The following is a 23,634-nucleotide window of genomic DNA, read 5'->3' as shown; positions in this document are numbered from 1 at the left end:
AGGGAGGGGGCCGCGCGAGGCAGCCCCCAAGGCGGATCAGTCGGCGGCAGTCGCGGTGGCGTCAGCGGTCGCAGGCGGCTCTGGGAAGCGCACCAGCGCGGGCACGAATCCCTCGGCGTGCAGGCGGTCGGCGTGCTCCAGCAGGCGGGCGCGCATCTCCTTCAAGGTCCCGCAGTCCTCAATCAGCGCTCGCCCTAGCCCCGCCTCGTCCGCGAGGGCCAGCAGCTCGTGGCGCGGGTAGCGCTTGAGCCACTCGTCGGTGAGGCGGAAGCTGGCGGCCAGGCGCTGCGGTGCGTCCGTCAAGGAAGCGAGGTAGGCGTACTCGGGCTTGGCCGGGGTCTTGTTGCCGTACTGGAACCAGTCGTAGGCAGTCAGCGAGGCCAGGGTGTTGAGGTGCCCGAGCAGCTCGTCGTCGCTCATCGCCACCAACCGGCGCAGCACCCGCTCGGGGTCAGGGCGAACGCCGGATGCGCCGAGCGCCGAGATGTACACACTCCCGCTGTCGGTGTCGGGCGCCAGGAGGTTCGCCAGCGCCTCTGCCCGGACCTTCAGCTCGGGGATCTCGTGCGCGGCGCTCACCGGCTGGAGATTCACCCGCACCACGTCGTTCGTGGAGCCGATGATCAGGCCCCACACCGTCAGGGCGAGGGTAAGGTGCTGGTCACCCAGGACGGCGGCGCGGGCAGCGGTGGCCCGGAGCTTGTGCGCTTCCAGGTAGGCACTGTCTCGCATGGGGCGTACCGTCTCGACCTTCGTGCCACCGTCCTCTGTTGTTGTGGCCTGAGCGTTACTGCGGAGCTTCGCCCGCTCCTCCCTGCTCGTGCCGAAGAGGGTGCTGACGTAAACGATGGTGCCCGCAGCTGGATCGTTGGGGCCAACGTACTCGTAGGCGCGATGATCAGACGTGTAGAAGTTGCCGTTCTCGCCAGTCACGACATGGACGAACGCCTGCCCACCGTCTTTCTCAATCTCCTGCGCACGGGCGTGCGCCCACGCGATCTGTGCGTCGAGCGCCTTTGCCTTGTCCTCGAAGTAGGGGGCAAAAGCGTCGAACAGGTCGCGCCGGATTTCCAGCCCGCTGGCTTCCACGTCGAACTTCGCATTGGCAACCAGAAACTGCCCGCGTGTGAGCATTTCGGCCAAGCCCTTGGCGCTCGTGGGGTTCCAGCTGGTGGCCGCCTGAAGCAAACTCTCTTGAAGGTGCTGGCCGGGGGCGCGGGCGATGACGGCAGCCTGCGCGAAGCTGATGTTGCCCTTGTCAAGGGCCTCCCGGGCGGCGGTGTGCAAATTCCGCGCAACGAGGATGCGGTCATGCACCGGCTGGAGGCTCTTGAACCCGAACATCGAGGCGATCTCCTCCACACTGCGCCCGGCGTCGTTGAGGCGCTGCATCGCCTCGCACTCCTCCAGCGCGGTCATGGAGCGGCGGCGCATGTTCTCGGTCGCGCTGACAGCCAGCGCCTCGGCGTCCGTCATCTCGCGGATGTGGACCATCAGCGGGTAGGCATCACCGATCTCGCCTCGCTCAACGCGCAGCAGTTGTGCGCGGCGGCGCGTCTCACCCGCCACGATCTCGACCTGGCCCTCGGCGTTCCAGCGGCCGGTGCAGTTCTCGATCTGGCCCTCGGCCGCGAGGCTGGCCGCCAGTTCCTCGACGGCCTGCGGGTCGTAGTGGTTGCGGACATTGCAACTGCTGCGGACGGTTTGACTCAGCGGCACCAGCAGCAGGCCGATGGCGCCGGGGGTGAGGCGGGGGGCCTGAAGGTCGGGGGTGGCTGACGCTGGGGCCGGGTCGCTGGCGAGTGCAGGTTCCTCAGTGGGGGCAGCTTCGAGCGCAAGGTTCCGGAACTTCACCACGGTGCTATGTCCGTCCTCGTCCACGGTGCAGTGCTCGCTGATCCCAGGCTCGTGGCTGACAACGACGCCCACGAACTCCTCCACGGCGCCCGGCTCGGTGCTGCTCGCCGCCGGGAAGCGGACGCGGGCGCCGATGTGGAAGCGAGTGCGCCACTCCTCCAGCTGGGCCAGCCACTCCGCAGGGACGGGCTGGTCGGGGGCAACCTCAGGCTCGACGACAACACCATTGGAGGCCGCCTCTTGCAGGTAGCTGGGCAGGGGAAGGCTGAGGTCGGCGTAGAGGTCGGCGATGTTCACCCGCCGCGTCACGCGCAGGCCAGAGAGTGGACTGGAGGGCCGGTCCTGGGGGGCGGCGATGTTCTCCAGCTCCACTACCCCGTCTGCCCCGGCAGGCTCGACGACTTTGAACAGCTCCCCCTGGCGGAACCGCAGGGTCACGAGGTCCCCCACCCGCACGGGCGCGACGGGCGAGTAGTCGTCGCGGCAGGTGATGGCGTTCTGCGGGATGGTGCTGGGGCCGTTGCGGTTCACCACGTCTAACCGCAGGGGGGTGCCGACGTGGAGGCCCGTGATGCCGCTGTTGATCGGTTGCCCGCCGATCTCGCAGATCACGAAGTCGCCGGGCATGTACTCGGTGAAGACCTGGGGTTGCTTCTTGGACTCTGCGACAGCGGCCTGCTTGCTGCTCTTACGGGCGTTCTTGGCGGCCTGTTCGGTGGGGACGAGCATAGCAACCTCCTGCGGGGGAGCGGGCTTGCGGATGTAGAGGGTGACGGTCTGGACGCCCGTGCCGCTCTCGACAAAGGCGTTCTGGGCGTTGGGGCTGTACTCGCCGTGCTCCTCGACCAGGGCGCGGAAGGCCTGCGCCCGCCGGTCCTCGCGGAAGGTGAAGCCGCTGGGCGCGATGGCGACGAGGGTCCCGCCCGGCGCGAGGCAGTTCGCCCAGGCGTGCTCAATGTGGGTGATGTAGGCCTGGGCGTCGCCCTCGGCAGTGAAGGGTGGGTTCATGACGATCACGGGGTAGCGCTCGCTCGGCGTGAAGGCCAGAAAGTCGCGGGCGACCGGTTGGTACCCGGCCCCGATGAGGTGGCCGTGCCGGGTGTCGTCGAGTTCGATCACGTCCACCAGGGCGCCCGCCTCCAGCAGCGCGTCCGCGATGTGGCCGTCCCCGGCGCTCGGCTCCAGCACGCGCTGGCCGCGCACGTCGCCCAGGAGGTTCAGCATCAGGACGACCAGCGGCTCCGGCGTCGCGAAGAAGGCCAGGGGGTTCTTCTTGGGCAGCGCGTCGCCGTCGAGCACCCCGGCCAGCAGGTCGCGCACGTCGCTGGTGAACAGGTGGGCCTGAGCTCTGCGGTTCCACTTGCCGCCCAGCGCCTCGATAGCCTTGGCGGTGGCCTGATAAAGCTTGCGGTCGAGTTCCCCGGCCAGGGTCAGCGTCAGGCCGTCCTCGCTGATCGTGGCGGCGCGCAGCGTGGCTTGCACCTCGGGCGAGAGGGCGCGGCTCACGGCTGCACCAGCCGCAGGTTCTGGGCACCGTTCCCGTACTCCACGCCACCCTGGGCGCGGGTCAGGCCGGAGACGCGGGCCTCGATATCCGCCAGCAGCGCCTCGTGCGTGTCCAGCTCGCGCAGCAGCGCCGGGGCGGTGATGCTCCCCTTCAGGGCCGCGTAACGGTCGGCGGCCTCCACGCGCTCCTCCGCGCAGTTGTTGGGGTTCAGCGCGTAGTGCAACGCGTTCTCGGCGGCGTCGCGCAGAGCAGGCTGGCAGCAGTCCATGGGCCTCCGCTTGAACTCGCGCGGGCCGTCCTTGGTGGGCAGCGTCAGGTAGGTGATGCCGGGAGCGCCGCAGTGGGGGCAGTCCATCGGCGCCGCGAACCGGCGGGGGGTCCGCTGCGCTTCGCGCTGCTCCTGCTGCCGCTCGATGCTGCGCTGGAGGCCGCGCTGGGCGTTGGGGTGGGCGGCCAGCAGCCGGGCCATGCCGAGGGTCTTAGCGTCGATCTGCGCCAGGTCGGTCGGGGTCTGGGTACTCACGGTTTCGCTCCTTGCAGGCGGGCACGCACGAGGTCAGACACGCTGGCCTTCGTGGGGGTGGAGGGGGATTCGGGGGCGCGGACGATCTCGTGGTCCAGCAGCCGGATGAAGGGGGTGCGCCAGGCGTCGAGGTTCTTTTCCTTGGCCTCGGCCTTCGCGGCGCGGCGCAGCTCGCCGACGCGCTCCGTGGTCAGGTCGCCCCAGGCGGCGCGGTCGGGGTCCTCGGCCAGCAGCTCGCCGTAGAACTTCTCGCCCATCGCGGAGCGCAGGGCGACCTCGCCGGGCCGCGCCGGAACTTCTTCCGTGCTGGTGGCGTTGCTCGGTTCGTGCCCACCCGTCGACTGAGTTCCGGAAACGGCCGTGGCGTGTGACCCTCGGGCCCCGTCAGGGGCTTCGGCGCGATCAGCGCCGCCTGTGCCGGATGGGTCGTTTTGAACCTGCCCCGTGGACGGAGCGGCGGCGCGCTGCGCGCCCTCTTCTGCTGTGGTCTCTGCTGTAGTCTTTGCTTCCTTATTAGGAGATGTTGGGTTTCCCGTACGTCTAGAAGTGGACTTTCCCGACGTCTGGACCTTGGGTTTGCCAACGTCTAGATGTTGGGTTTCCCCACTTCTAGACGTTGGGTTTCCCAACATCTGGAGGGCTTCCCCCAGCTCGTGTTCACGGACGCGGTAATGCGTCTTCCCGAGGACGCCCCGGCGCGCCGTTTCGAGATACGGCTCGCACGTCCGGGTGCAGCGGCGAATCTGGTCGGGGGTGAGCAGCAATTCCTCGTACCAGTCGGCGTGGGTCTTGTAAAACCAGCCTTCCTGATCGCCGCTGCGCTCACCCCAGTACAGGCACTGCGAGAGGAAGGCGGCAGCGGTGTAGTCGCCGAGCAGGTGAACGAAGGGCACCGGCACCGGGATGGTGTTCTGGACGCCCAGGAAGCGGGCGACCAGACGCACTCCAGCGTTCTTGCTGCTCACGCCACCCTCCGGGGCGCCCAACGGCCCCCGGTGGCCATGCAGCGGCAGGCGGGCGTCAGCAGCGGCAGCGGCACGCCCGGGTGTCCCTGTGTGGCGGGCAGCCAGCCCTTCCCGGCGAACGGCTCGATCCAGACGTTGTCGTGGGCTTCCCAGCCCAGCGTGCAGGCGACCATCCCGTACTCGGCAGGCTCCCCGTACACGCACAGGCCGCAGACCTCGCCCCGCAGCGCCAGCCGGTCGTTGATCGTGGTGGGCATCTGCGCCAGCTCCGCGATCAGCGCGGCCCTCTCCTCGCGGTCCAGGGTGCTGGGCATCGGCCCGGCCACCGTGGCGCTCAGGTAGGTCGCCTCGCTGACCTCGTGGTCGTTGTAGAGGAAGGTCGAGGCCTTCGCGCGCTTCCTGTGCAGCACGCTCGCCGTGGTCCCGCAGCGCGTGCAGGTCCGCGAGGTCCCGCCCTCCTGGCGCCCGGACAGGAACACCGTCGCGCCCCAGACGTGGGTGCAGGGGTGCTGCCAGTCGGCGCGGTCGCGCAGGTGGAAGCCGTCCACGCCCTCGCAGGGCCAGGCCTTGAACACCGGCTCGACGAACCCGGCGTCGCGGGCCACGACCTTGCACTCGGTCCCGCTGGGCAGGCGGGAGGCATTGCGCCACAGCAGCAGCTCGCGCCGTCCGCTCTCCCGCACGACCGCCCGCAGCTGGAGGCCCCGCGCGACCGTTCGGCGGGCCACCCCGCCCGCCGCTGCCGCCGCGAACAGCTCGGCGAGCACGTCGGTCAGTGCAGGCGCGTCAGTCGGCGGCATGGGCCACCTCCGGCGCCGGGATGACGTTCAGCCGGGCGAACGCCCCGAAGAGGGCGCGGGCCGCGCCGTTGTAGGCGGCGGCAGCGAGTTCGGCGCTGTCGTACAGGCCCAGGAAGGTCTGCTCCCCGTCCTGGTGCACGAAGGCCGCCCACTTCCTCTTGCGGCGGACCACGCCCTTGTACCCGCTCTTGTTGTTGCGGTGCATCCGGCGGTTGAAGGAGTTTTCCTGCTGCGTGCAGGGCCGCAGGTTCGCGCGGCGGTTGTCGAGCTTGTTGCCGTCCCGGTGGTCCTTGTAGTGCCCGCCCTTCTCGTCGGTCAGGAGCAGGTGCATCTGCATCGTGGTGCTGCGGACGCCGGGCTTACGCCAGTACGTGCGGACGTACCCGTCGCTGTTCAGGTGCCAGCGGTGCTGCGAGAGCAGGGCGTGGTCGGCGTCGTCGCACAGCGCGACCTTGCCCTCCCCCCGCTTCCCGTGCAGCTTGATCTCGGCCACGTCAGCCCACCGCCCCCAACGCCTCGGCCTCGCCGGGCAGCCCGGCGGGGTCGGCCCGCCACTGGCCGAGCAGGGTCTTGGGCTTCGCGCAACGCTCGATGGCGTTCAGTGCCCGGCGGCCCTCGGTCTCGGTCAGCTCCGCGCTGGAGGCGAGCGGCGCGTCCCGCCGGTCGGCCAGCCAGGACGTGAAAGCCAGGCGCTCGTCCCGCTCCAGGCCCCAGCGCGGGCCTTCCAGGTGCGCGGCGATCTGGCTCTTGGTGGCCTTGCTGATGGGGTCAAGAGGGGGCGTCGGCAAGTCGCCCTCCGCTTCGGGTTCACGGGCGACAGGCTGACGCGCGGCCGGGTAGACGGTGTTCAGGGCCGCCTTGAGGCACCTGTAGACCTCGCGCTGGAGGTCGAGGTCCTCCGGCAGCTCGTACCGGAGTTGCTCCATTGCCTGCACGATGTGGGCGCCGCCGGGGCTGCGCTCGTGCTCGGGCCGCGCCCACTCGGGCAGCTCGGGAGTGCTGACCGGCTCGCGCTTCTTGTCGTCCCAGTCCGCCCAGCACTTCGGGAGGTCGTAGAGGTAGCGCCCGATGCCGAAGTGGACCGCGCAGCGCTTCAGGGCGTCGGAGGCGGCAGCCTTGATCGTGCCCGCCTCGCCCTCGCCCGCCTCGCCGTAGTCCTCGCGGGTGACGCCCAGGACGGTGAGGCTGCCCTGCACGATGGGGGTGGGCGTGCCGGTGACCTCACGGGTCCGGAACTCCCAGAGGTCGGGACAGGTGGCGTCGAGGCGGTCCATCACGGCGCGGGCGTCGATGTATGCCACCAGCAACGCGCGGGAGCGGTCCTTGGTCAGGGCCTGGGGCTTCCAGCCCACGAGATGCGCGGGGAACGGCGCGGCGAGGCGCTTCTGAACGTCGGAGAGCTTCACGGGCGCACCTCCTGAGGCACGAGGTCCTGCAAGCGGCGGGAGAGGAACAGCGCCGCGAGGGCGCCCGCCATCTCCGGCGCGGCCAGCAGCAGGCGCAGCGGGTCGGCGACGGCAGCGACGGACTGGCGCAGGGCGTCCAGGCCCAGCAGGGTGGCCACCAGGATCAGCACGAGTGCCAGCAGCAGCCCGAGCGGGCCGTAGCCGGTGGCCTGACGCAGATAGGCGCGCATCAGCGGACTTCCCGGTGGTATTCGATGCGGAGGTAAGGGCGGCGGGCGCTCCGACGTGACGCACGGAGCACCTGTCCGGCATGGAACAGGGTGATGAGCTGGCCTGATGCCTGCTGCTGCGTGATGCCAAGGGCAGCGGCCACCAGCCCGGCGTCGAGCGTGGTGAACGTGCGGTACAGCCGCAGAATTCGGGTACGGGGTCCGTTGGGGTGAGGCATCAGCGCCACCGCTCCGTGCATTGCGAGAGCGAGCCGTCGCAGCCGTCGCGGCCACACAGCAGGCAGCGCGTTTGGGAGACGGTGGTGGGCACGGGCAGGGCCTGCGGGTGCCCGCAGTGGGGGCACGCGGCGCAGGCCGGGTCGATGGGCTCGTGGCAGCCGGGGTTCAGGCACCAGGCGCGCGGGCGGTAGCCACTGCCGACCCTGCTATCCAGGTGCTCGTGCAGCAGCGCGATCTGTTCGAGGTTGCGGGCGTCGTGGGCGGAGCGGCTCACCCGGCCACCGCCTTCAGACCCGTATGCGCCTTGTCCAGGTGCAGCTCCCAGACGGTCAGGCTGACCTCAGGCCACCACCAGTTCCCGCGCGGCCAGGTGGTGGGCACCCGGATCGGGCGCAGCCACAGGTGGACGCCGTGCTCGGCCTGGATGCGGTCGAGGGTGGCGTCGAGGTCGCCCGTCGGGCAGACCTCGCTGGTCATCAGGCAGATGCGGCCGCTGGCGGTGTTGCTCAGCCAGCCGGGCCAGAAGGTGAGCGACGTCCAGCTGGGGAAGGCGGGGTTGACGTAGGGCCAGACGCTGTGGCGGAACAGGCGGCGCTTGCCCTCGCGGGTGTGCAGAGGGACGCTGACCTTGTCCACCAGGGTGGACAGCCGCCGCTTGTATCGCGGGGGACTTGTGATGACGGTCGGACGCGGGGTACTGTTCATGTGATCTCCGATCTGCGTGCCTGGGACTGCGACTCCCGTACGGCGCGCTTTTTGTTGTTGGGCCGCACGAATTGCGGCCCAAGCTCACGCGCTTTGCCGCGCGTTGGAGCTGAGGGTCAGGCCCGCGAATTTGCGCCGCTCGGCGTCCTCGCGAGCAGCGATAAAACGGGTGAGTTCCGCGTGGCTGATGCGCTTGCTCCGGGCGTCCGGCTTCGGGCTCACGGTGAATGCCTGCAAGTCGCCGCTGGCCACGAGGTCCCGTACCAAATCCTTCTGACAGCCCAACTGCGCCGCTGCCTCGTCGTAGGTGTAAGCGAGCTTCATATGGAAGCCTCCTGGCCCTCTCCATCTTGTTTGGATATATCCAAGTTTAGAGGAAAAAAAAGAGCCTGAAGTGGAACGTCCAAAGCCGCAGCAATCGCTTCTGCAGTTTTGGTTTCGGTGCCGTTGACAGTGCCTAGTTCATGCGCACGGATCGTCAGTGACGAGACGCCTGACTTTGCCGCCAGCTCGTCACGGGACAGGTTGCGCTCCGTGCGCAGCCGCCTGATCTCGCTCATTCGCATGGTTCAGTTTATGGGTACACCCATACATTGTCAATGTACGACTTGGGTAGGAACTTTTGATCTGGGGGAACCCAGAACGTACAGTCTGCGTAGTAGCGTCTAAATGTACGCATCCATACTCCCCATGCCCAGAGTCAGCCGCCAGCAAAAAGATCGCCCAGCGTGGGCGCAAGCGCTCGTGAAGCGGCGTATGGCGCTTGGGAAGCGTCAGGAAGACGTTGCGGCTGCTGGGGGGTACGACGAAGAGGGGAAGGAAGTCCTGACCACATCCAACGTTGCCGATGTGGAAACAGGGCGTGTCCATCTGTTGAACGTTGGTCTCGGGAAAGCGGTAGCTCTCGCTAAAGGCTTGGACTGGTCGTTCTCGCAGATGCAGCGGGCTACTGGCCTGGACCTGGGCATCGCGGACGCCAGCCTGGTTGCGGAAGGCAGTGCGGATGTGTACCCCCTGCAAGCCGCGCTCACGCCGGACGATCCTGGCGCCCCGATCGACCACCACGCTGTCGCGCCCGATGTGAAACAGCCTTTGCTGCTGCGCATGGACTCCGACGAGATGATGGGCCTCACCGCTGCCAGCATTCGGCCAGGAGAGTTCCTGCACGTGGACCGGGCTGACACCACTCCTGCCGAAGGACGCGTCTACGTCGTGACTGACGAGGACGGCGTCCACGTTCGCATGTACACCCAGACCCGTCTCGGCCCCGTGTTTCGCGCCGAGAACCGCAGCCACGAAGACATTCCCGCAAGTGAGGCCCGTGTCGTCGGCGTCGTCAACACGGTCACCAGCGACCGCGAACCTCACCAACTGAACTAGGAGACCCCACGACATGCCGTCATACTTCCTTCCTCGTCGTTACGTTCCAAGCAAAGCCCCACTCGTCGGTTTCATCAGTGCCGGATTGGCACTCGATCCCAGCCCCTTTCAACGCCGTGTGACCTTCCCGATTCCGCTGGGCTTCCGGCGATTCGGGATGTTCGCTTTGCAGGTCGACGGCGACAGCATGAGCTTGCCTGACGGCGGGGGCCTGCCGCACGGTTGTTATGCCCTCGTCGACAGACGCGACGTACTGACCCAGTACGGACACGTGTTCGCGTTCCGGATGCCAGACGGCTCCATGGTGGTCAAACGCCTGCGCCTGCGGGCGGGGCGGCCTGCCATGTACAGCGACAACCCGGCGCACGGGCCTACGCTGCTCGACAGCAGCATGCGGAATATGGGTCGGGTGTACGCCACAAGCCTGGACGGTCTGCACTGGGAACACACGAAGTACCGGGGATGGGACCACTGATGCCCTACCACGTGCTGGAAATCCTCGGCAGCACCGATGGTTATTCCATGCGTCGGTTGTTCACATTCGACGAGGTTCCTGTGGAGTTCAGTCGGCATGGAGCGGACGAGACCATCTTCTGCGCGACCTGGGTGGATACCGACCTTCCGCTCAGGGCCATTCAGGAACGGGTCGAACCGTTCGCCGAGTCCATTCACACCCAGATCAAGCTGGTCACCGGCGTGATCGAACCCCCTTACCGCATGAAACCGCACCCGCTGGACCATGGCACGCTGGTGCGGATCTGGAACGAGGGTGTAGGCAGTCGCCTGGATGATTGGCCAGACCTGACCTTGCTGCCGGAAGCCACGCGTAGGGTCTTGACCGCGCTGACGGTCAAGCGGAGCGTGGGCGATCCCCAAATCCGGATCAGTGACGAGGACGGTCGGCGGATAACGCGCATCTCGCTCACGATGAACCAATACATGTTCCAGAGCCCATCCTTCCGGGACCGGGTCTATGAAGCCCTGGAAGCGACGGGCACAGAGGAAGCCCCCATTTTCGTGGAGATTACGCCGGTCGATCCCCTGGACCGTTGGAGAACCCTGGAAGGGGAGGCCGAGTAGCGGTGGCGAAGCGGGCCAATGGCGAGGGCAGCGTCTATCAGCTGCCCGATAGAACCTGGCGCGGCAGCATCACCGTTCAGATCGACGGCCTCGGCCGCCCCAAACGGAAGTACGTCAGCGGGAAGACGCAGAAAGAGGTGCGTGAGAAGATCCGACACCTGCTGCGTCTCAAAGAGGAAAACGCCCTGGTGGACCCCAGCCGCATGACGGTCGCGGAATACCTCGACGAGTGGATGCGCGACACGAAGGGGAGCCTCAAGCCCACGACCATCGAGAAGCGCGAGTACATCATCAAGCTGTACGTCACCCCGCATATCGGTCGATATCACCTCCAGAAGCTCACGCCGCTCGACGTGCAGCGCCTCCAGACGACCCTGCTCACCACGCCCCGCAAGCCTGGCAAGGGCCAGAAGCTGCCAGAAGGGGAAACGTTGCCCCCCCTCGGCACGACCACCGTGCACGGCGCGCTGAGTCTGCTGGGCAGCGCCATGCGCCACGCGCTCCAGCTGGGGCTGATCACCCGCAATCCGGTCGAGGCGGTCAAGCGCGTCAAGCCTGCCAAGCGCGACATGCAGGTTTGGGAGCCGAGCGAGATTCACCGCCTGATCCTGGCCATTCAGAACAGCCGCCTGTACGGCCTGGTGTACCTCGCAATCACCACCGGCCTGCGGCGCGGCGAGCTTTGCGGCCTGCGCCGGCAGGACATTCAGAAGGGCGTCTTGCACGTCCGTCAGAACTGCGTGCTCGTAGGCAATACCCCTCATCTCCAGACGCCCAAGAGCGAGAAGAGTCGGCGCCGCGTCCCCCTGCCCGCCGATACGCTCGAAGCGCTGGCGCTCCACCGCGAGCGGCAGGCCCGGGAGCGCCTGGCGGCTGGCGATGAGTGGCGAGAGCAGGACCTGGTTTTCCCGACCCCCATCGGCACCATCTACCATCCGCGCAATCTGCTGCGGGACTGGTACACCCTGCTGGCCGAAGCGAAGATCCGGCCCATCCGGATTCACGACATCCGGCACACCTACGCCAGCCTGGCGATCTATCAGGGCCTGGACCCGAAGGCGCTGGCCGACCGGCTGGGGCACGCGCACGCCAGCATGACCCTGGACGTGTACGGTCATGTGTTCGAGGAGCAGCGGGACCGGGCCGCCCTGAGCCTGAACGATCTGCTGCAAGGCCGACAGACGAGGGGGGCACCGACACTCCCCAGCTGAGGTCTCAGGATTCCAGTTGCTGCACCGGTTGCTGCTGGGTGCAGGAGTGGCCGTTCCTGCTTAGCGTGCAGAAACGAAAAAACCCGCTCTCAGAGCGGGTTCTGCTGGTCGAGGCGGCGAGATTTGAACTCACGACCCCTACCACCCCAAGGTAGTGCGCTACCAGGCTGCGCTACGCCTCGACGGCCAGCCACAGAACTATAGACGCCGTCCCCGCCGCCGTCAAGGGCGCGGCCCGGGAGGTTATGCTGGGCCGCGTGACCAACAACCTGAGTTTCGAGGAGAAGCTGCGCAACTACGCCCGCCTGGCGGTGCGCGTGGGCCTGGGCGTGCGCGAGGGCCAGCGGGTGCTGGTGCAGGCCCCGGTGGACACAGCGCCGCTGGCCCGCCTGATCGTGCGCGAGGCCTACGCGGCGGGCGCGGGCTTCGTGGACGTGCGCTGGGACGACGACGACGTGCAGCTCGCGCGCTTCTCGCTGGCGCCGGAGGGGTCGTTCGAGCAGCTCAGCGAGTGGCGGGTGGACGCCGAGATCGAGACCGCCGAGGCGGGCGGCGCCGTCATCGCCATCCGGGCGACCAACCCCAACCTCTACGCGGGGGTGGATCCCGCCCGCGTCACCGCCCACCAGCGCACCCTGGCGGCCTACCGCAAGCCCTACACCGCCCAGGTGATGACCAACCGCCTGAACTGGAACCTGATCTCGGCGCCGGTCCCCGGGTGGGCCGAGCTGATGTTTCCGGGCGTCTCCCGCGAGGAGGCGGTGGCGCGGCAGTGGGACGCGATTTTCGCCGCCACGCGGGCAGATCAGCCTGACGCGCTGGAGCAGTGGCAGGCGCACCTCGCGGACCTCAAGCGCCGCCGCGACACCCTGACGGGCAAGCAGTACGCTGCGCTGCACTTCCGGGGGGGCGAGACCGACCTCACCGTGGGTCTCGCGGACGACCACGTCTGGGGCGGGGGCGCGGCGGATACCCCCTCGGGCATCACCTTCACGGCCAACATCCCCACCGAGGAGGTCTGGACCGCTCCCCACCGCGAGCGGGTGGAGGGCACGGTCGTGAGCACCAAGCCGCTCTCCTACAACGGCGTGCTGATCGAGGGCATCCGCATCCGCTTCGAGGGCGGGCGGGTCGTGGAGGCCACGGCCAGCCAGGGCCAGGACACCCTGCGGCAGATGATCGCCACCGACGAGGGCAGCCACCGCCTGGGCGAGGTCGCGCTGGTGCCGCACTCCAGCCCGATCAGCCGCTCGGGCCTGCTGTTCATGAATACCCTCTACGACGAGAACGCCGCCTCGCACATCGCCATCGGCAGCGCGTACCGCAACAACGTGCAGGGCGGCGCGGCGATGACCACCGAGCAGTTCGCGGCCAAGGGCGGCAACGACTCGCTCACCCACGTGGACTGGATGATCGGCTCGGGCGAGATGGACGTGGACGGCGTCACGAAAGGCGGGGGGCGCGAGCCGGTGATGCGGGCGGGCGAGTTCGTGATCTGAGCGGGTGGCGGGGAGAGCAAGGTGGGCGACGGGCGCAACGTTGCCCACCTTCTTTTGCTACGCGCGGCGGGCTACGAGCTGCGCTGTTGCAGCCACAGCATCAGCGCCTCCGCCGAGGCGGGGTTGGTCGCCAGCGGCACATCGTGCACGTCGCACAGCCGCACCAGGGCCGACACGTCGGGTTCGTGCGGCTGGGCGGTGAGGGGGTCGCGGAAGAAAAAGACGGCCAGCACCCGTTCCTCCGCGATGCGCGCCCCGATCTGCTGGTCGCCGCCCTGGGGACCGGACAGCACCCGTTCGACCGCGAGGCCGGTCTTGCTCGCCAGGATGCCTCCGGTCGTGCCGGTGGCGACCAGCGGAAAATGGGTCAGCACCTCCCGGTGCGCGAGGGCGAAGAGGGCGAGTTCGAGCTTCTGGCGGTCGTGGGCGATCAGGGCCACCTCGCGCCGGGTGTGGCGGGGGCCGCTCACGCCCCCTCCTGCCCTGCGGCGAGCGCCGCCCCGATCACGCCCGCGTCGCCCCCCAGCTGGGCGCGGCGGATGGTCACCGGGGCAAACGGCCCGGCGTACTCGTCGGCGGCGGCCTGCACACCCTCGAAAAAGGCGTCCCCGACGCTCGCCACCCCGCCGCCGATCACGAAGACTTCCGGGTCGAGCAGCTTTTGCAGGTCCGATAAGGCCACCCCGATGTGCCGCAGCGCCTGGTCCACCACCCGCCGCGCCGCCGGGTGCCCGCCCGCCGCCAGCGTAAAGGCCTCGGCGGTGCTCACGTCGCGGTTCAGGGCGTAACTCGCGTCGCGGGCGATGGCGGTGCCGCTGGCGATGGCCTCCAGCGCGCCGTCCAGCCCCGCGCCGCTGACCGGCCCGCCCGGCATCACGGTGACGTGCCCAAGTTCCCCCGCGATCCCGTGCCGCCCGCGCCAGATCCGGCCGCCCAGCACGATGCCCGCGCCGATGCCGGTGCTGACCGTCACGTACACGCTGCTCCCGGTGCCGCGCGCCGCGCCCAGGTGGGCTTCGGCCAGCGCGGCGGCCTTGGCGTCGTTTTCCAGCACCACCCTCAGTCCCAGCCGCTCTTCGAGGCCCTCGACCAGCGGCACGTCGGTAAAGCCGTAGATGTTGGGCGCGAACTTCACCCGGCGGCGGTCCAGCGAGAGGGGGCCGGGCACGCCGACCCCAACCCGGGCGGCGTCCGGAAACTGCGCCTGAAGCCCCTGCACCTGCGCGGCGATGGCGTCCAGCACGGCGGGCCAGCCGGTCTCGGGCGTGGGCTGGACGTGGCGGCCGCGCAACTCGCCGCCGATCAACACGCCGCTGGCGATCTTGGTGCCGCCCACGTCGATGCCGATGGCCGGAGCAGGGAAAGGCGCGGTGGGGTCGGAAGAAGCCTGGGTCACGGGAAAAACCTCCGTCTGGCGCGGGTCGGGTGTTCGGTCTGGGGCGTCACGGGTGGCCGGATGGCCGGAAGCGTTTCCAGCGGGAAAGAGTGTAGCCCCCCGGCGCCTGGGCGCTGGCCTCTAGGCGCCGGGCAGCTCGCCGGGATCGTCGGCCCGCAGCAGCGCCAGGGCCTCCGCAAGCTGCACCTCGGGCACGTAGAGGCCCACGTCGCCCAGGTAGCCGCCGGTCTCGATCTCGATGACCGGGCTGGCCATCGCCCACTGAAAGGGCGTGCGGACCACCGTGACCACGCCGCCCTGGGCCAGCGTGCGCCGCCAGCCTTCCGCCAGCAGCCGGGGCAGGGTGTCGAGGCGCACCCACACGTCGCCCTGGTACAGCACGCGGTCGTCGAAGTGCGGGGAGCCGCTCATGGGGTGCGGGGGGGGGCCACCCCGGCCTGAAGAGGCGCGGCGAGCAGCGTCTCCAGCCGGGCGCGCAGGGCGGGGGGCAGGACCTCGGGGCGGTGGGCGGCGTCGACCCGCACCTGCACCGTGCGGGCGTAGGCGCAGGGCAGGCCGTCGGCGGTCAGGCGCGAGACCACCGTCCAACTGCTGCGGCCCAGGCGCTCGACCAGCGACTCGACCGCGACCCGCTGGCCCCACAGCACCTCGCGGCGGTAGTCGAGTTCCAGCCGGGCGATCACCGAGCGGTCCTCGCGGTCCGGCACCTCCAGCTCGCGCATCAGCAGCACCCGCGACGTTTCGAGGTACTGGACGTACACGGCGTTGTTCAGGTGCCCCATCGCGTCGATGTCGCCGTAGCGCATCTGGATCTCGCTGCGGTGGGCGCGCGTCCAGTCGAGGTCTGCCAAGGCCCCCGCCGGGGGGCGCGGTCCGGTCTCGCTCATGCTCATGGCCGCCATTAGACCACCTGCCGCCCCGGCGGGCTGCGGCTCTGTGCCCCTCTCTGCCCCTCACGCCGCGCGGCGCTATGCTCTGGCTCATGACCGCCCAGGACCCGCCGCCGCCCCCGCCCCCGCCGTCCCGGGGCCTGGGGACGCGCTGGCGGCAGGTGCAGCGCCTGCCCCTGACCCTGATGTTCGCCTGCGCCCTGACCGGGCTGGGCATCGTGCAGCTCACCTTTCAGCTGGGCAACCTGACCTACCGCACCCTCAACTGGCAGCAGGACACCCGCGCGACCAACGCGCGTATCGCGGCGCTGGAGCGTGACCTGCGCGTGCTGCGCGAGGCCGAACGCGGCGCCCTCGACCCCGGGTATCTGGAAGTGTTGGCCCGCTGTCAGGGCTTTGTGGGAGGCGACGAACAGATCGTGGTGGCCGAGGGTGCCCCCGAGACGCCCGGCGAGAACTGCGCGGCCCTGCGGGTGCCCTGAGCGCGGGCCGCGCGGCCCACCCCCCGCCCCCCGCGTGAGAAAGCTCAATAATCGCCGGGCATGGCGGCCCCGCCGCCCCGGCTATGCTGGGCAGGCTATGTCACTTGTCGTGCTGGTCACGGTGCCTTCCGGGCGCGCCCACGAGTTGGCCCGGACGCTGGTCCATGAACGCCTGGCCGGGTGCGTGAACGTACTGCCCGGCGTCCACAGCGTCTACCGCTGGGAGGGCGAGGTGGCCGAGGAACCCGAGACCCTGCTGCTGGTCAAGACGACCGGCGAGCGCTACCCGGACCTCGAAAGCCGCATCCGGGGCATGCATCCCTACGAGGTCCCCGAGATCGTCGCCCTGCCTTTCGACCGCGCCCTGCCCGAGTTCCAGTCCTGGCTGCGTGAGGCGACCGCCGAGCGCGGGGACTGAAGCTTTCCGGCGCCTCCCGTCTCCCCGAAAGGACGTGTCCCCATGACCCCCTACCGTCAGCTGGGCCGCAGCGGCCTGCACCTCTTTCCCCTGGGCCTGGGCACCATGCAGTTCGGCTGGACCGCCGACGAGGCCACCGCCTTTGACCTGCTCGACGTCTACCACGCGGCGGGCGGCAACTTCATCGACACCGCCGACATCTACACGACCTGGACGCCGGGCAATCCCGGCGGCGTGTCCGAGGAGGTCATCGGCCGCTGGCTCAGGGCGCGGGGCCGCCGGAACGACGTGGTGATCGCCACCAAGGTGCGCGGGCCGATGGGCGAGCGCGGGGTCGAGGGCCGGGGCAGCGTCCACCAGCGCGAGGGGCTGTCGCGGCGCTGGATCATGCAGGCCTGTGAGGACAGCCTGCGCCGCCTGGGCGTGGACCACATCGACCTGTATCAGGCGCACTGGATCGACTCGCAGACGCCCATCGAGGAGACGCTGGCGGCCTTTTCCGAGCTGGTGCAGCGCGGGTACGTGCGCTACATCGGCTGCTCGAACTACTCCGCGTGGCGGCTGATGCAGGCCCTGTGGACGAGTGACCGCCGGGGCCTGGAAGCCTTTGTCAGCATCCAGCCCGAATACAGCCTGCTCTCGCCCACCCGCGCGAACTTCGAGCGCGAGCTGGCGCGGGTGGCGACCGAGTACGGGCTGGGCGTGATTCCCTGGAGTCCGCTGGGCGGCGGGATGCTGACCGGCAAGTACCGCCGGGGCCAGCCGCTGCCGGGCAGCGTGCGGGCGAGCGAGAACGCCGCGCGGCGCTTCAGCGAGCAGAACTTCGACACGGTCGAGACGCTCGTCGCGGTCGCGGACCGTCACGGCGCCCACCCCGCCCAGGTCGCGCTGGCCTGGCTGCTGGCCCAGCCGGGCGTCACGGCGCCCATCATCGGGGCCAACAGCGTGGGGCAGCTGCGCGAGTTGCTGGGCACGCTGGACGTACAGCTCAGCGCGGACGACCTCGCGGAGATCAGCCGGGTCAGCGACTGGGAACGCGCCCGCACCGAACTCGAGAGGTAACCCCGCCCCCAGAACGCCGCCGGACTTCTCGGTGGTCCGACGGCGTTGCGCGGCTCACTGAAGCCCCCGCCTGCGCCCGGCGCCTTCTATCCTGTCCGCATGTCCAGTCACCCGACCGACGCGGCCTCCGCCGACGCCATCCTCGCCCAGCTGCGCCTGCTCGTCACCCTGACCGGCCCCAGCGGCTCGGAGGAAGACGTGATTCGCGCCGTGTTCCGGGCCGCCTCGGGGCTGGCCGACCGGGTGGAGGTGGACGCCTTCGGCAACGTCGTCGCCGTGCGCGAGGCGGCAGCCCCCGGGGCGCGGCGCCTGATCCTGGCCGCCCACCTCGACGAGATCGGCTTCCGGGTGCGGCAGGTCACGCCCGGCGGTTTCCTGCGGCTGGAAAAGGTGGGCGGCAGCGACGACCGCATTCTGCCTGCCCAGCGCGTCTGGATTCGCACGTCTCAGGAGCGGCTGCTCGGCGTGATCGGCACCAAGAGCGCGCACCTGCTGGCCGACGCGGACCGCTCCCGGGTGGTGCCCTACGCCGAGCTGTACGTGGACATCGGCGCCCGCACGGCAGACGAGGTCGCCGGGATGGACGTCCGCGTGGGCGATCCGGTCGGCTTCGTGGGCGAGCTAACCGAGCTGGGCCGGGGCAGCGGACGCTACACGGCGCACGCCCTCGACGACCGGGCGGGCTGCGCGGTGCTGCTGGCCCTGCTGGAGCGCTACCGCGACACGCCGCCGCCCGTCACGCTGGTCGTGGCCTTTACCGTGCAGGAGGAAGTGGGCTTGCGCGGCGCCCAGGCGGTGGCCCAGGCCAACGGGGCCGACGTGGCCCTCGCGCTCGACATGACGGCCGCCGACGACACGCCCGAACTGGCGGGCGCACACCTCCGCCTGGGCGCGGGTCCGGCGATCAAGGTGATGGACTTTTCCACGCTGGCGCACCCCGCCGTGCGGCGCGGGCTGGAGGCGGCGGCCGGGGCGCGGGGCGTGGCGGTGCAGCACGAACTCCTGAAGGGCATCGGCACCGACGCGGGCGCCCTGCAACACGCGGGCCGGGGCATTCCGGCCGGCGCGGTGTCGGTCGCCAACCGCTCCACCCACAGCCCGGTCGAGGTGCTCGACCTCGCGGACCTCGTGGGCGCGCTGGAGCTGCTGCACGGCTTCGTGGAAGGGCTGCCGGACCTCGACCTGCGCTTCGTGGACCTGGACGGGGAGTAGAGGGGGGGACCGCGTCCTGCGGCTCAGGCCCGTGAAACCGTTTCCCCCACCTGCGGCTCGGGTGGCCGGTCCCCCGGCCCCTCCTCTCCCAGGTGCAGCGAGCGCAGCCCCGGCACCCGCCACGCCACCAGCGCGACGACCAGCAGCGTGACCAGTCCGCCCGCCCATACCGAGCGCGCCGTGCCCAGCAGGCTGGCCGCAACGCCGCTTTCCAGCGCGCCGAGTTCGTTGCTCGACCCGATGAAGAGCAGGCTGACCGCCGCGACCCGCCCGCGCAGGTGGTCGGGCGTCCGCAGCCGCAGGATCGCCTTGCGGATCACCATGTTCACCCCGTCGAAGACACCCGTAAAAAAGAGCGCGACCAGTGACAGATAAAAATCCCGCGAGAGCGCGAACACGATGATGCTGACCCCGAAGCCTGCCACCCCCAGCAGCAGCGTGCGCCCGCTGTTTCGCAGCGGCGGGTGACGGGTGGCCCACAGCATCACCAGCAGGGCGCCCACCGCCGGGGCCGCCAGCATCAGCCCCAGGCCCTGCGGCCCCACCCGCAGGATGTCGCGGGCAAAGACCGGCAGCAGCGCCACCACCCCGCCGAACAGCACCGCGAAGAGGTCGAGCGCCATCGACCCCAGGATCACCGGGTCGCGCCGCACGAACCGGAGGCCTCCCAGGAGGCTGTCGCGCCGCCGCTCGTGCGCCGGGGGCGCGGGCTGGGGCTTGGGCGAGATGCGCCATAGCCCCGCCCAGGCCAGCAGCGTCAGCCCCGCGACCAGCGCGTAGGTGCCGCCCGCGCTCCACGAGGCCAGCAGCAGCCCGCCCAGCGCCGGACCCACGATGCCCGTCGCCTGCCCCACACTGCCCAGCCACGCGGAGGCGTTCACAAAGGCCGGGGCCGGCACGATCCGCGTCTCGAACGCCGACGAGGCCGGGTCCCCGAACCCCCGCGCGACCCCCGCCACGAACACCAGCCCGTACAGCAGCGCCAGCGTCTGCGTCACTGGGGTCTGCGGCCCCGCCTCCCACGAGACGAAGGCCAGCCCCGCCGCGCAGGCTGCGAACACCAGCCGGGTCACCAGCAGGATGCTGCGGCGGTCGAGGCGGTCGGCGTAGTGCCCGCCGATCAGGGCCAGCCCCAGCGCCGGAACCGCCTCGACCAGCCCCAGCCAGCCCAGCGCCAGCGGGCTGCGCGTCAGCTCGTACACCTGAAAGCCGACCGCGACGGCCAGCATCCGGCTCGCCAGCGACGAGGCCGCCGAGGAGAGCAGCAGCGCGCGGAATTCGGGAAAGCGCAGGGCGGCGGAGGCGTCGGGGCGGGCGGCAGGCGGCGGGACAGTCACGGGCATGGAAGGCCCCCAGCCTAGGCCCTGCGCCCCCGGACCACCGTGTCTTGACCCGGGCCAAGCGGGCGGGAATGATGCTTCCCATGCTTCCCGCCCTGCGCGAACGGCGCGACATCGGCGCCGGGGCCGCCCCCGGCGACGAGCGGCCCCGGCGGCGCCACCTGCGCGCGGCGCGGCGGCCGGGCCTGCCCCACTTTCCCGGCCTGCCCGATGCCTGAGGCCCGCCGTCCGGACCCGGAAGACCTCTGGCACGTCTATACCGACGGAAGCACCCGCCACGAGCGGCGTCAGACTTTCTCCGGCTGGGCCGCGCGGGCGGTGCAGCCCGGGTCCCGGCAAGTGCGCCAGGCCAGCGGGGCAGGCCCCGGCGGCACCTCGCTGGCGGCCGAGACGGAAGCGATCCTGGCCGGGCTGCGGCTGGTGCCGGGGGGCGCCCCGGCGCGGCTTTACAGCGACCTCGCCCTGCCGGCGCTGCTGGCGATCTTGCACGGCCCGGCCGGCGAGGCCGCCCGCGACCACCTGCGGGACCTGTGGGTGCAGCCGGTCGCGCGCTCGCGGGGCCGCCACCCCGCCGACATGCACCACGTCGCCCGCCGCGCGGAGGCCGGGGTGCGGGAGGGCGAGGCCCTGGACGCTGCCGGCCTGCATGGCGCCGCGCTGGAGATGCAGGTCCTGGCCCGCGCGGGCGAGGACGGCGCCGCCCTGCCGCTGGGAGGAGGAGAGCGCCTCGCCGGGCAGACCAGGCCGCTGGTGCTGGAGGTGGGGGGCCTGCCGCCCCTTCCCGCAGGCGGTCGCCCCCTGCGCCTGAACCTGACGCTGGGCCTCGGCCGGGTGGAGGGGCAGGGACGCGGCGGTGAGGAAGCGTTGCGCGTGGCGCTGGCCCGGCCCCTTGCCCTGCTGACCCGCGGCGCGCTGGTGGAACTGCGGGTGCCGTCCGCGTGGCTGGTGACGGCCCGCGCGGCGCTGGGCAGCCTCGGCGCGGTGCAGGTGCGCCCGGGTCCGGACCCCGCCGGCCCGCCGGAGGAGGCCCCGCCAGCGGAGGAGGGCTGAGGTCGGGCAACTGGGCACAGGCAAAACTCCCCCGCGCGAGGCGGGGGAGTCTGACTTGGCGGGCCCTGAAGGACTTGAACCCTCGACCTACGGTTTTGGAGACCGCCGCTCTACCAACTGAGCTAAGGACCCGTGCGCGGGCACGGCCGCCCGCAAGCCTGGGCAGGATAGCAAAGGGGCCTCGGCGCGTGCAAGCCGGGGGGGGGCAGAGCCAAGAGGGGAGAGGTCAGCCAGCGGGCCACAGGTGGGCGGCGCGCCGGGCCGCAAGGCGGGGGCCAGCCGCGCCGAGTGTCTCCCGGGAACAGACACCCCGGGGAGGCGGGGTGTAGGCTGCCCCGCGTGACCCGCCCGACCTCCCCGGCCCCCCTCCCCGGCGGCGCCCAGGCCCGCGCGCCGCTGGTGCTGTCGGCGCTGGAGGGGCTGTACCCGGATGCCCGCACCGAGCTGAAGTTCCGCAATCCTTTCGAACTGCTCGTCGCCACGGTGCTCTCTGCCCAGGCGACCGACGTGAGCGTGAACGCCGCCACGCCCGCCCTCTTCGCGCGTTACCCCGACGCCCACGCCCTGGGCAGGGCCGCGCCGGAGGACATCGAGCCGTATATCCGCTCCATCGGGCTGTACCGGGGCAAGGCGAGAAACCTCGCTGCGCTGGCCCGGCTGCTGGTCGAGCGCCACGGCGGCGAGGTGCCGGGCGATTTCGACGCGGTGGTCGCCCTGCCCGGCGCCGGGCGCAAGACCGCGAACGTGGTTCTCAGCAACGCCTACGGCTATCCGGCCATCGCGGTGGATACCCACGTGGGCCGGCTGGCCCGGCGCCTGGGCCTGAGCGAGCAGACCCACCCCGACAAGGTCGAGGCCGACCTGGGGAGGCTCTTTCCGCGCGACCGCTGGGTCTTCCTCCACCATGCGCTGATCTTGCACGGCCGCCGCATCTGCCTGGCGCGCCGGCCGCAGTGCCCGGCGTGCGCGATGCAGGACTTCTGCCCGAAGGTGGGGGTGTGAGGGGGTCAGTGGGGAGCGGTCCGTTGTTGGTGGGGGCTTCGGCTGGCGCTCTGCGCTCTCGCTGCGCCTGTCCCACTTCCCACTTCCTACTGCCCACTCCCCGGCGGACCCGCAGAGCCGCGAAGCGGAGCCGCCCATGACCTGGAAATTCTCCCGACAGGTCTGGCTCTACCTCGCCTCGGCCTTTACCTTCGGGCTGTCGCAGGCGTTCGCGGCCCTGTTCCTGAACTTCTACCTGCGGGCGCTGGGTCTGGGGGCCGAGTGGCAGGGGCTGCTCAACGCGCTTCCGGCACTGACGTTGGCGGGCCTGAGCCTGCCGGCGGTGGCCCTGGCACGCCGCATCTCCAACGCGCGGACCATCCAGCTGGGCAGCGTCCTGAGCGTGGCCGGGGCGCTGGTCCTGGCGACGGCGGGCGGGCCGGCCGGGGCCATCGCGGGGGCGCTGGTGCAAGGCGCAGGCGCCGCCATGCTGATGGTCGCCGGGTCGCCCTTCATGGCAAACCACAGCGACGAGAAAAGCCGCGTGACCCTCTTCAGCGTCCAGAGCGCCCTGATGACCGGGGCGGGCTTTCTGGGCAACCTCTTCGGCGGACGGGTGCCCGAGCTGTACGCGGCGGCGACCGCCACCGAGCCGGACGGGCTGGGGGCGCTGCGGGCCGCGCTGCTGGTGTCGGCGGGGTTTCAGCTTGCGGGGCTGGTGCCGGTGCTGTTCTTGCGGCCCTCCGGCAAGCCGCGCCCGGAGGGCCGCTCCTTTGCCATCCGCGACAAACTCACGATGGGCCGGCTGGTCGCGCCCAACGTTCTCGTCGGGCTGGGGGCGGGGGCGACCATCCCTTTTCTGAACGTCTTTATCGAGGGCAAGTTCCGGGTGGACTACGCCAGCCTGGGCACCCTCTTTGCCTGGACGAGTCTGGCGACCGCCGCCACGGCGCTGCTGCAACCCCTGCTGGTGCGGCGGTTGGGACAGCTCACCGCCGTGCTCGCGGTGCAGGCGGCCAGCCTGCCTTTTCTGGCGGTGCTGGGCTTCGCGCCGCAGCTGTGGATGGTCGCGGCGGCGCTGTTCACCCGGGGAGCGCTGATGAACGCCGCCGGGCCGGTGTACACCGCCTACGCGATGACCGCGCTGCCCGACGAGGACCGCCCGATGTACTCGGCCGTCAACGTGATCGCCTGGGACCTGGGCTGGGCGGCCAGCAGCATCCTGTCGGGCGTGGTGCGCGGGGCGCTGCCTTTCGGTCTCGCCTTTAACCTGCTGTTCGGCTGGACCCTGCTGATGTACGCCGGCAGCGTGCTGGCGATCTACCTGGGCCTCTACCGCCCGGCGCGGCGCAGCGGGCATCCGGCGGCGCGGGCGACGGCGCCCCTTCCCGAACAGAGCTGACCCCGGCTGGAGGCTCCGC

Annotated in this window: 30 protein-coding genes, 2 tRNA genes and 1 pseudogene; 13 read left to right on the top strand and 20 right to left on the bottom strand. The window is 70.5% G+C overall.

Features of this window, described 5'->3' with window-relative positions; translation table 11 throughout:
- Positions 1-36 precede the first annotated feature (36 nt).
- From HNQ09_RS09270 to HNQ09_RS09215, 13 genes and pseudogenes are all read right to left on the bottom strand, one after another.
- On the bottom strand, positions 37-3,363 hold the full coding sequence (locus HNQ09_RS09270; RefSeq protein WP_184028264.1) for a ParB N-terminal domain-containing protein: 3,327 nt from the start codon (positions 3,361-3,363) through the stop codon (positions 37-39).
- The gene (locus tag HNQ09_RS09265; RefSeq protein ID WP_184028262.1) at positions 3,360-3,887 is read right to left on the bottom strand and encodes a hypothetical protein; all 528 of its coding nucleotides are present in this window, start codon (positions 3,885-3,887) and stop codon (positions 3,360-3,362) included. The genes HNQ09_RS09270 and HNQ09_RS09265 overlap by 4 nt, the downstream gene beginning before the upstream one ends.
- Complete coding sequence (locus tag HNQ09_RS09260; RefSeq protein ID WP_184028260.1) at positions 3,884-4,852, bottom strand: hypothetical protein; 969 nt, start codon at positions 4,850-4,852, stop codon at positions 3,884-3,886. The genes HNQ09_RS09265 and HNQ09_RS09260 overlap by 4 nt, the downstream gene beginning before the upstream one ends.
- Positions 4,849-5,652: a hypothetical protein gene (locus HNQ09_RS09255; protein WP_184028258.1), complete on the bottom strand. Its 804-nt coding sequence runs from the start codon at positions 5,650-5,652 to the stop codon at positions 4,849-4,851. Before HNQ09_RS09255 ends, HNQ09_RS09260 begins: the two co-directional genes overlap by 4 nt.
- Positions 5,639-6,145, bottom strand: a complete 507-nt coding sequence (locus tag HNQ09_RS18670; RefSeq protein WP_221269724.1) for an HNH endonuclease — start codon at positions 6,143-6,145, stop codon at positions 5,639-5,641. Before HNQ09_RS18670 ends, HNQ09_RS09255 begins: the two co-directional genes overlap by 14 nt.
- Position 6,146: 1 nt before the next feature.
- Positions 6,147-6,440 (bottom strand): hypothetical protein, encoded by a 294-nt coding sequence (locus HNQ09_RS19330; protein ID WP_425485874.1) that lies wholly within the window; start codon positions 6,438-6,440, stop codon positions 6,147-6,149.
- Positions 6,421-7,058 (bottom strand): annotated as a pseudogene (locus tag HNQ09_RS18875) (Rad52/Rad22 family DNA repair protein). The gene HNQ09_RS19330 and the pseudogene HNQ09_RS18875 overlap by 20 nt, the downstream one beginning before the upstream one ends.
- On the bottom strand, positions 7,055-7,288 hold the full coding sequence (locus tag HNQ09_RS18870) for a hypothetical protein (RefSeq protein WP_184028255.1): 234 nt from the start codon (positions 7,286-7,288) through the stop codon (positions 7,055-7,057). The pseudogene HNQ09_RS18875 and the gene HNQ09_RS18870 overlap by 4 nt, the downstream one beginning before the upstream one ends.
- Positions 7,288-7,515, bottom strand: coding sequence for a hypothetical protein (locus HNQ09_RS09235; protein WP_184028253.1), 228 nt, complete (start codon positions 7,513-7,515; stop codon positions 7,288-7,290). Before HNQ09_RS09235 ends, HNQ09_RS18870 begins: the two co-directional genes overlap by 1 nt.
- Positions 7,506-7,781 carry a hypothetical protein gene (locus HNQ09_RS09230; protein WP_184028251.1) on the bottom strand — a complete coding sequence of 92 codons (276 nt, stop codon included), beginning with the start codon at positions 7,779-7,781 and terminating at the stop codon, positions 7,506-7,508. Before HNQ09_RS09230 ends, HNQ09_RS09235 begins: the two co-directional genes overlap by 10 nt.
- Positions 7,778-8,212, bottom strand: a complete 435-nt coding sequence (locus HNQ09_RS09225; protein ID WP_184028249.1) for a hypothetical protein — start codon at positions 8,210-8,212, stop codon at positions 7,778-7,780. The genes HNQ09_RS09230 and HNQ09_RS09225 overlap by 4 nt, the downstream gene beginning before the upstream one ends.
- Positions 8,213-8,296: 84 nt before the next feature.
- Positions 8,297-8,536 (bottom strand): MerR family transcriptional regulator, encoded by a 240-nt coding sequence (locus HNQ09_RS09220; protein WP_184028247.1) that lies wholly within the window; start codon positions 8,534-8,536, stop codon positions 8,297-8,299.
- On the bottom strand, positions 8,533-8,772 hold the full coding sequence (locus HNQ09_RS09215) for a helix-turn-helix transcriptional regulator (protein WP_184028245.1): 240 nt from the start codon (positions 8,770-8,772) through the stop codon (positions 8,533-8,535). The genes HNQ09_RS09220 and HNQ09_RS09215 overlap by 4 nt, the downstream gene beginning before the upstream one ends.
- A gap of 130 nt (positions 8,773-8,902) precedes the next feature.
- Here HNQ09_RS09215 and HNQ09_RS09210 point away from each other — a divergent pair, with 130 nt between their 5' ends.
- Genes HNQ09_RS09210 through HNQ09_RS09195 form a run of 4 tightly spaced genes read left to right on the top strand, consistent with a single transcriptional unit; the run spans position 8,903 to position 11,883 of the window.
- Positions 8,903-9,592, top strand: coding sequence for a S24 family peptidase (locus HNQ09_RS09210; RefSeq protein ID WP_184028242.1), 690 nt, complete (start codon positions 8,903-8,905; stop codon positions 9,590-9,592).
- A gap of 13 nt (positions 9,593-9,605) precedes the next feature.
- Positions 9,606-10,067: a S24 family peptidase gene (locus HNQ09_RS09205; RefSeq protein WP_184028240.1), complete on the top strand. Its 462-nt coding sequence runs from the start codon at positions 9,606-9,608 to the stop codon at positions 10,065-10,067.
- Positions 10,067-10,672: a hypothetical protein gene (locus HNQ09_RS09200; protein ID WP_184028238.1), complete on the top strand. Its 606-nt coding sequence runs from the start codon at positions 10,067-10,069 to the stop codon at positions 10,670-10,672. Before HNQ09_RS09205 ends, HNQ09_RS09200 begins: the two co-directional genes overlap by 1 nt.
- A gap of 2 nt (positions 10,673-10,674) precedes the next feature.
- Positions 10,675-11,883, top strand: coding sequence for a tyrosine-type recombinase/integrase (locus HNQ09_RS09195; protein WP_184028236.1), 1,209 nt, complete (start codon positions 10,675-10,677; stop codon positions 11,881-11,883).
- Between the two features lie 105 nt (positions 11,884-11,988).
- Here the strand turns inward: HNQ09_RS09195 and HNQ09_RS09190 are convergent.
- Positions 11,989-12,065, bottom strand: a tRNA-Pro gene (locus HNQ09_RS09190).
- Between the two features lie 63 nt (positions 12,066-12,128).
- Here HNQ09_RS09190 and HNQ09_RS09185 point away from each other — a divergent pair.
- Positions 12,129-13,382 (top strand): aminopeptidase, encoded by a 1,254-nt coding sequence (locus tag HNQ09_RS09185; protein ID WP_184028234.1) that lies wholly within the window; start codon positions 12,129-12,131, stop codon positions 13,380-13,382.
- Between the two features lie 71 nt (positions 13,383-13,453).
- On the opposite strand, the gene HNQ09_RS09180 is transcribed toward HNQ09_RS09185, so the two are convergent.
- From HNQ09_RS09180 to HNQ09_RS09165, 4 genes are all read right to left on the bottom strand, one after another.
- Positions 13,454-13,852, bottom strand: a complete 399-nt coding sequence (locus HNQ09_RS09180) for a methylglyoxal synthase (protein ID WP_343057705.1) — start codon at positions 13,850-13,852, stop codon at positions 13,454-13,456.
- Entirely contained in the window at positions 13,849-14,778 is a 930-nt protein-coding gene (locus HNQ09_RS09175) for an ROK family protein (protein ID WP_343057704.1), read from the bottom strand. Before HNQ09_RS09175 ends, HNQ09_RS09180 begins: the two co-directional genes overlap by 4 nt.
- Before the next feature lie 120 nt (positions 14,779-14,898).
- Positions 14,899-15,189, bottom strand: coding sequence for a hypothetical protein (locus HNQ09_RS09170; RefSeq protein WP_184028232.1), 291 nt, complete (start codon positions 15,187-15,189; stop codon positions 14,899-14,901).
- Entirely contained in the window at positions 15,186-15,671 is a 486-nt protein-coding gene (locus HNQ09_RS09165; RefSeq protein WP_380002856.1) for an acyl-CoA thioesterase, read from the bottom strand. Before HNQ09_RS09165 ends, HNQ09_RS09170 begins: the two co-directional genes overlap by 4 nt.
- Before the next feature lie 89 nt (positions 15,672-15,760).
- Between HNQ09_RS09165 and HNQ09_RS09160 the strand changes: the two genes are divergently transcribed.
- From HNQ09_RS09160 to HNQ09_RS09145, 4 genes are all read left to right on the top strand, one after another.
- Complete coding sequence (locus tag HNQ09_RS09160) at positions 15,761-16,150, top strand: cell division protein FtsB (RefSeq protein ID WP_246363262.1); 390 nt, start codon at positions 15,761-15,763, stop codon at positions 16,148-16,150.
- A 97-nt stretch (positions 16,151-16,247) separates the two neighbouring features.
- A complete protein-coding gene (cutA, locus tag HNQ09_RS09155) occupies positions 16,248-16,568 on the top strand; it encodes a divalent-cation tolerance protein CutA (protein ID WP_184028226.1) in 321 nt (106 codons plus the stop codon).
- A 42-nt stretch (positions 16,569-16,610) separates the two neighbouring features.
- Positions 16,611-17,630, top strand: a complete 1,020-nt coding sequence (locus HNQ09_RS09150; RefSeq protein ID WP_184028224.1) for an aldo/keto reductase — start codon at positions 16,611-16,613, stop codon at positions 17,628-17,630.
- Positions 17,631-17,729: 99 nt separating this feature from the next.
- Positions 17,730-18,842, top strand: coding sequence for a M42 family metallopeptidase (locus HNQ09_RS09145; RefSeq protein WP_184028223.1), 1,113 nt, complete (start codon positions 17,730-17,732; stop codon positions 18,840-18,842).
- 23 nt (positions 18,843-18,865) lie between these two features.
- Here the strand turns inward: HNQ09_RS09145 and HNQ09_RS09140 are convergent, their stop codons facing one another.
- Entirely contained in the window at positions 18,866-20,185 is a 1,320-nt protein-coding gene (locus HNQ09_RS09140) for an MFS transporter (protein WP_184028221.1), read from the bottom strand.
- An 80-nt stretch (positions 20,186-20,265) separates the two neighbouring features.
- On the opposite strand from HNQ09_RS09140, the gene HNQ09_RS19155 reads away from it, so the two are divergent.
- Both HNQ09_RS19155 and HNQ09_RS09135 read left to right on the top strand, forming a co-directional pair.
- A complete protein-coding gene (locus tag HNQ09_RS19155; protein ID WP_281378309.1) occupies positions 20,266-20,400 on the top strand; it encodes a hypothetical protein in 135 nt (44 codons plus the stop codon).
- Complete coding sequence (locus tag HNQ09_RS09135) at positions 20,393-21,232, top strand: ribonuclease H family protein (protein WP_184028219.1); 840 nt, start codon at positions 20,393-20,395, stop codon at positions 21,230-21,232. The genes HNQ09_RS19155 and HNQ09_RS09135 overlap by 8 nt, the downstream gene beginning before the upstream one ends.
- A gap of 56 nt (positions 21,233-21,288) precedes the next feature.
- On the opposite strand, the gene HNQ09_RS09130 is transcribed toward HNQ09_RS09135, so the two are convergent.
- Positions 21,289-21,364 (bottom strand) — tRNA-Trp (locus HNQ09_RS09130).
- A 207-nt stretch (positions 21,365-21,571) separates the two neighbouring features.
- Here HNQ09_RS09130 and nth point away from each other — a divergent pair.
- Positions 21,572-22,234 carry an endonuclease III gene (nth, locus tag HNQ09_RS09125; protein ID WP_184028216.1) on the top strand — a complete coding sequence of 221 codons (663 nt, stop codon included), beginning with the start codon at positions 21,572-21,574 and terminating at the stop codon, positions 22,232-22,234.
- 136 nt (positions 22,235-22,370) lie between these two features.
- Complete coding sequence (locus HNQ09_RS09120) at positions 22,371-23,615, top strand: MFS transporter (RefSeq protein WP_184028214.1); 1,245 nt, start codon at positions 22,371-22,373, stop codon at positions 23,613-23,615.
- Positions 23,616-23,634 lie beyond the last annotated feature (19 nt).

The sequence above is a fragment of the Deinococcus budaensis genome (assembly GCF_014201885.1).
Lineage (GTDB): Bacteria > Deinococcota > Deinococci > Deinococcales > Deinococcaceae > Deinococcus > Deinococcus budaensis.
Note: the sequence above shows the minus strand (reverse complement) of the source record. Positions and strands in the feature narration are given on the sequence as shown.

Bases quoted from the DNA above. Each gene is read 5' to 3' on its own strand.
- HNQ09_RS09225 (WP_184028249.1), bottom strand. From the start codon at position 8,212: ATGAACAGTACCCCGCGTCCGACCGTCATCACAAGTCCCCCGCGATAC.
- cutA (WP_184028226.1), top strand. From the start codon at position 16,248: ATGTCACTTGTCGTGCTGGTCACGGTGCCTTCCGGGCGCGCCCACGAG.
- HNQ09_RS09145 (WP_184028223.1), top strand. From the start codon at position 17,730: ATGTCCAGTCACCCGACCGACGCGGCCTCCGCCGACGCCATCCTCGCC.
- HNQ09_RS09185 (WP_184028234.1), top strand. From the start codon at position 12,129: ATGCTGGGCCGCGTGACCAACAACCTGAGTTTCGAGGAGAAGCTGCGC.
- HNQ09_RS19155 (WP_281378309.1), top strand. From the start codon at position 20,266: ATGCTTCCCGCCCTGCGCGAACGGCGCGACATCGGCGCCGGGGCCGCC.
- HNQ09_RS09120 (WP_184028214.1), top strand. From the start codon at position 22,371: ATGACCTGGAAATTCTCCCGACAGGTCTGGCTCTACCTCGCCTCGGCC.
- HNQ09_RS09165 (WP_380002856.1), bottom strand. From the start codon at position 15,671: ATGAGCATGAGCGAGACCGGACCGCGCCCCCCGGCGGGGGCCTTGGCA.
- HNQ09_RS09140 (WP_184028221.1), bottom strand. From the start codon at position 20,185: ATGCCCGTGACTGTCCCGCCGCCTGCCGCCCGCCCCGACGCCTCCGCC.
- HNQ09_RS09210 (WP_184028242.1), top strand. From the start codon at position 8,903: ATGCCCAGAGTCAGCCGCCAGCAAAAAGATCGCCCAGCGTGGGCGCAA.
- HNQ09_RS09170 (WP_184028232.1), bottom strand. From the start codon at position 15,189: ATGAGCGGCTCCCCGCACTTCGACGACCGCGTGCTGTACCAGGGCGAC.
- HNQ09_RS09200 (WP_184028238.1), top strand. From the start codon at position 10,067: ATGCCCTACCACGTGCTGGAAATCCTCGGCAGCACCGATGGTTATTCC.
- HNQ09_RS09135 (WP_184028219.1), top strand. From the start codon at position 20,393: ATGCCTGAGGCCCGCCGTCCGGACCCGGAAGACCTCTGGCACGTCTAT.
- HNQ09_RS09220 (WP_184028247.1), bottom strand. From the start codon at position 8,536: ATGAAGCTCGCTTACACCTACGACGAGGCAGCGGCGCAGTTGGGCTGT.
- HNQ09_RS09255 (WP_184028258.1), bottom strand. From the start codon at position 5,652: ATGCCGCCGACTGACGCGCCTGCACTGACCGACGTGCTCGCCGAGCTG.
- HNQ09_RS09160 (WP_246363262.1), top strand. From the start codon at position 15,761: ATGACCGCCCAGGACCCGCCGCCGCCCCCGCCCCCGCCGTCCCGGGGC.
- HNQ09_RS09215 (WP_184028245.1), bottom strand. From the start codon at position 8,772: ATGAGCGAGATCAGGCGGCTGCGCACGGAGCGCAACCTGTCCCGTGAC.
- HNQ09_RS09150 (WP_184028224.1), top strand. From the start codon at position 16,611: ATGACCCCCTACCGTCAGCTGGGCCGCAGCGGCCTGCACCTCTTTCCC.
- HNQ09_RS09205 (WP_184028240.1), top strand. From the start codon at position 9,606: ATGCCGTCATACTTCCTTCCTCGTCGTTACGTTCCAAGCAAAGCCCCA.
- HNQ09_RS18870 (WP_184028255.1), bottom strand. From the start codon at position 7,288: ATGCGCGCCTATCTGCGTCAGGCCACCGGCTACGGCCCGCTCGGGCTG.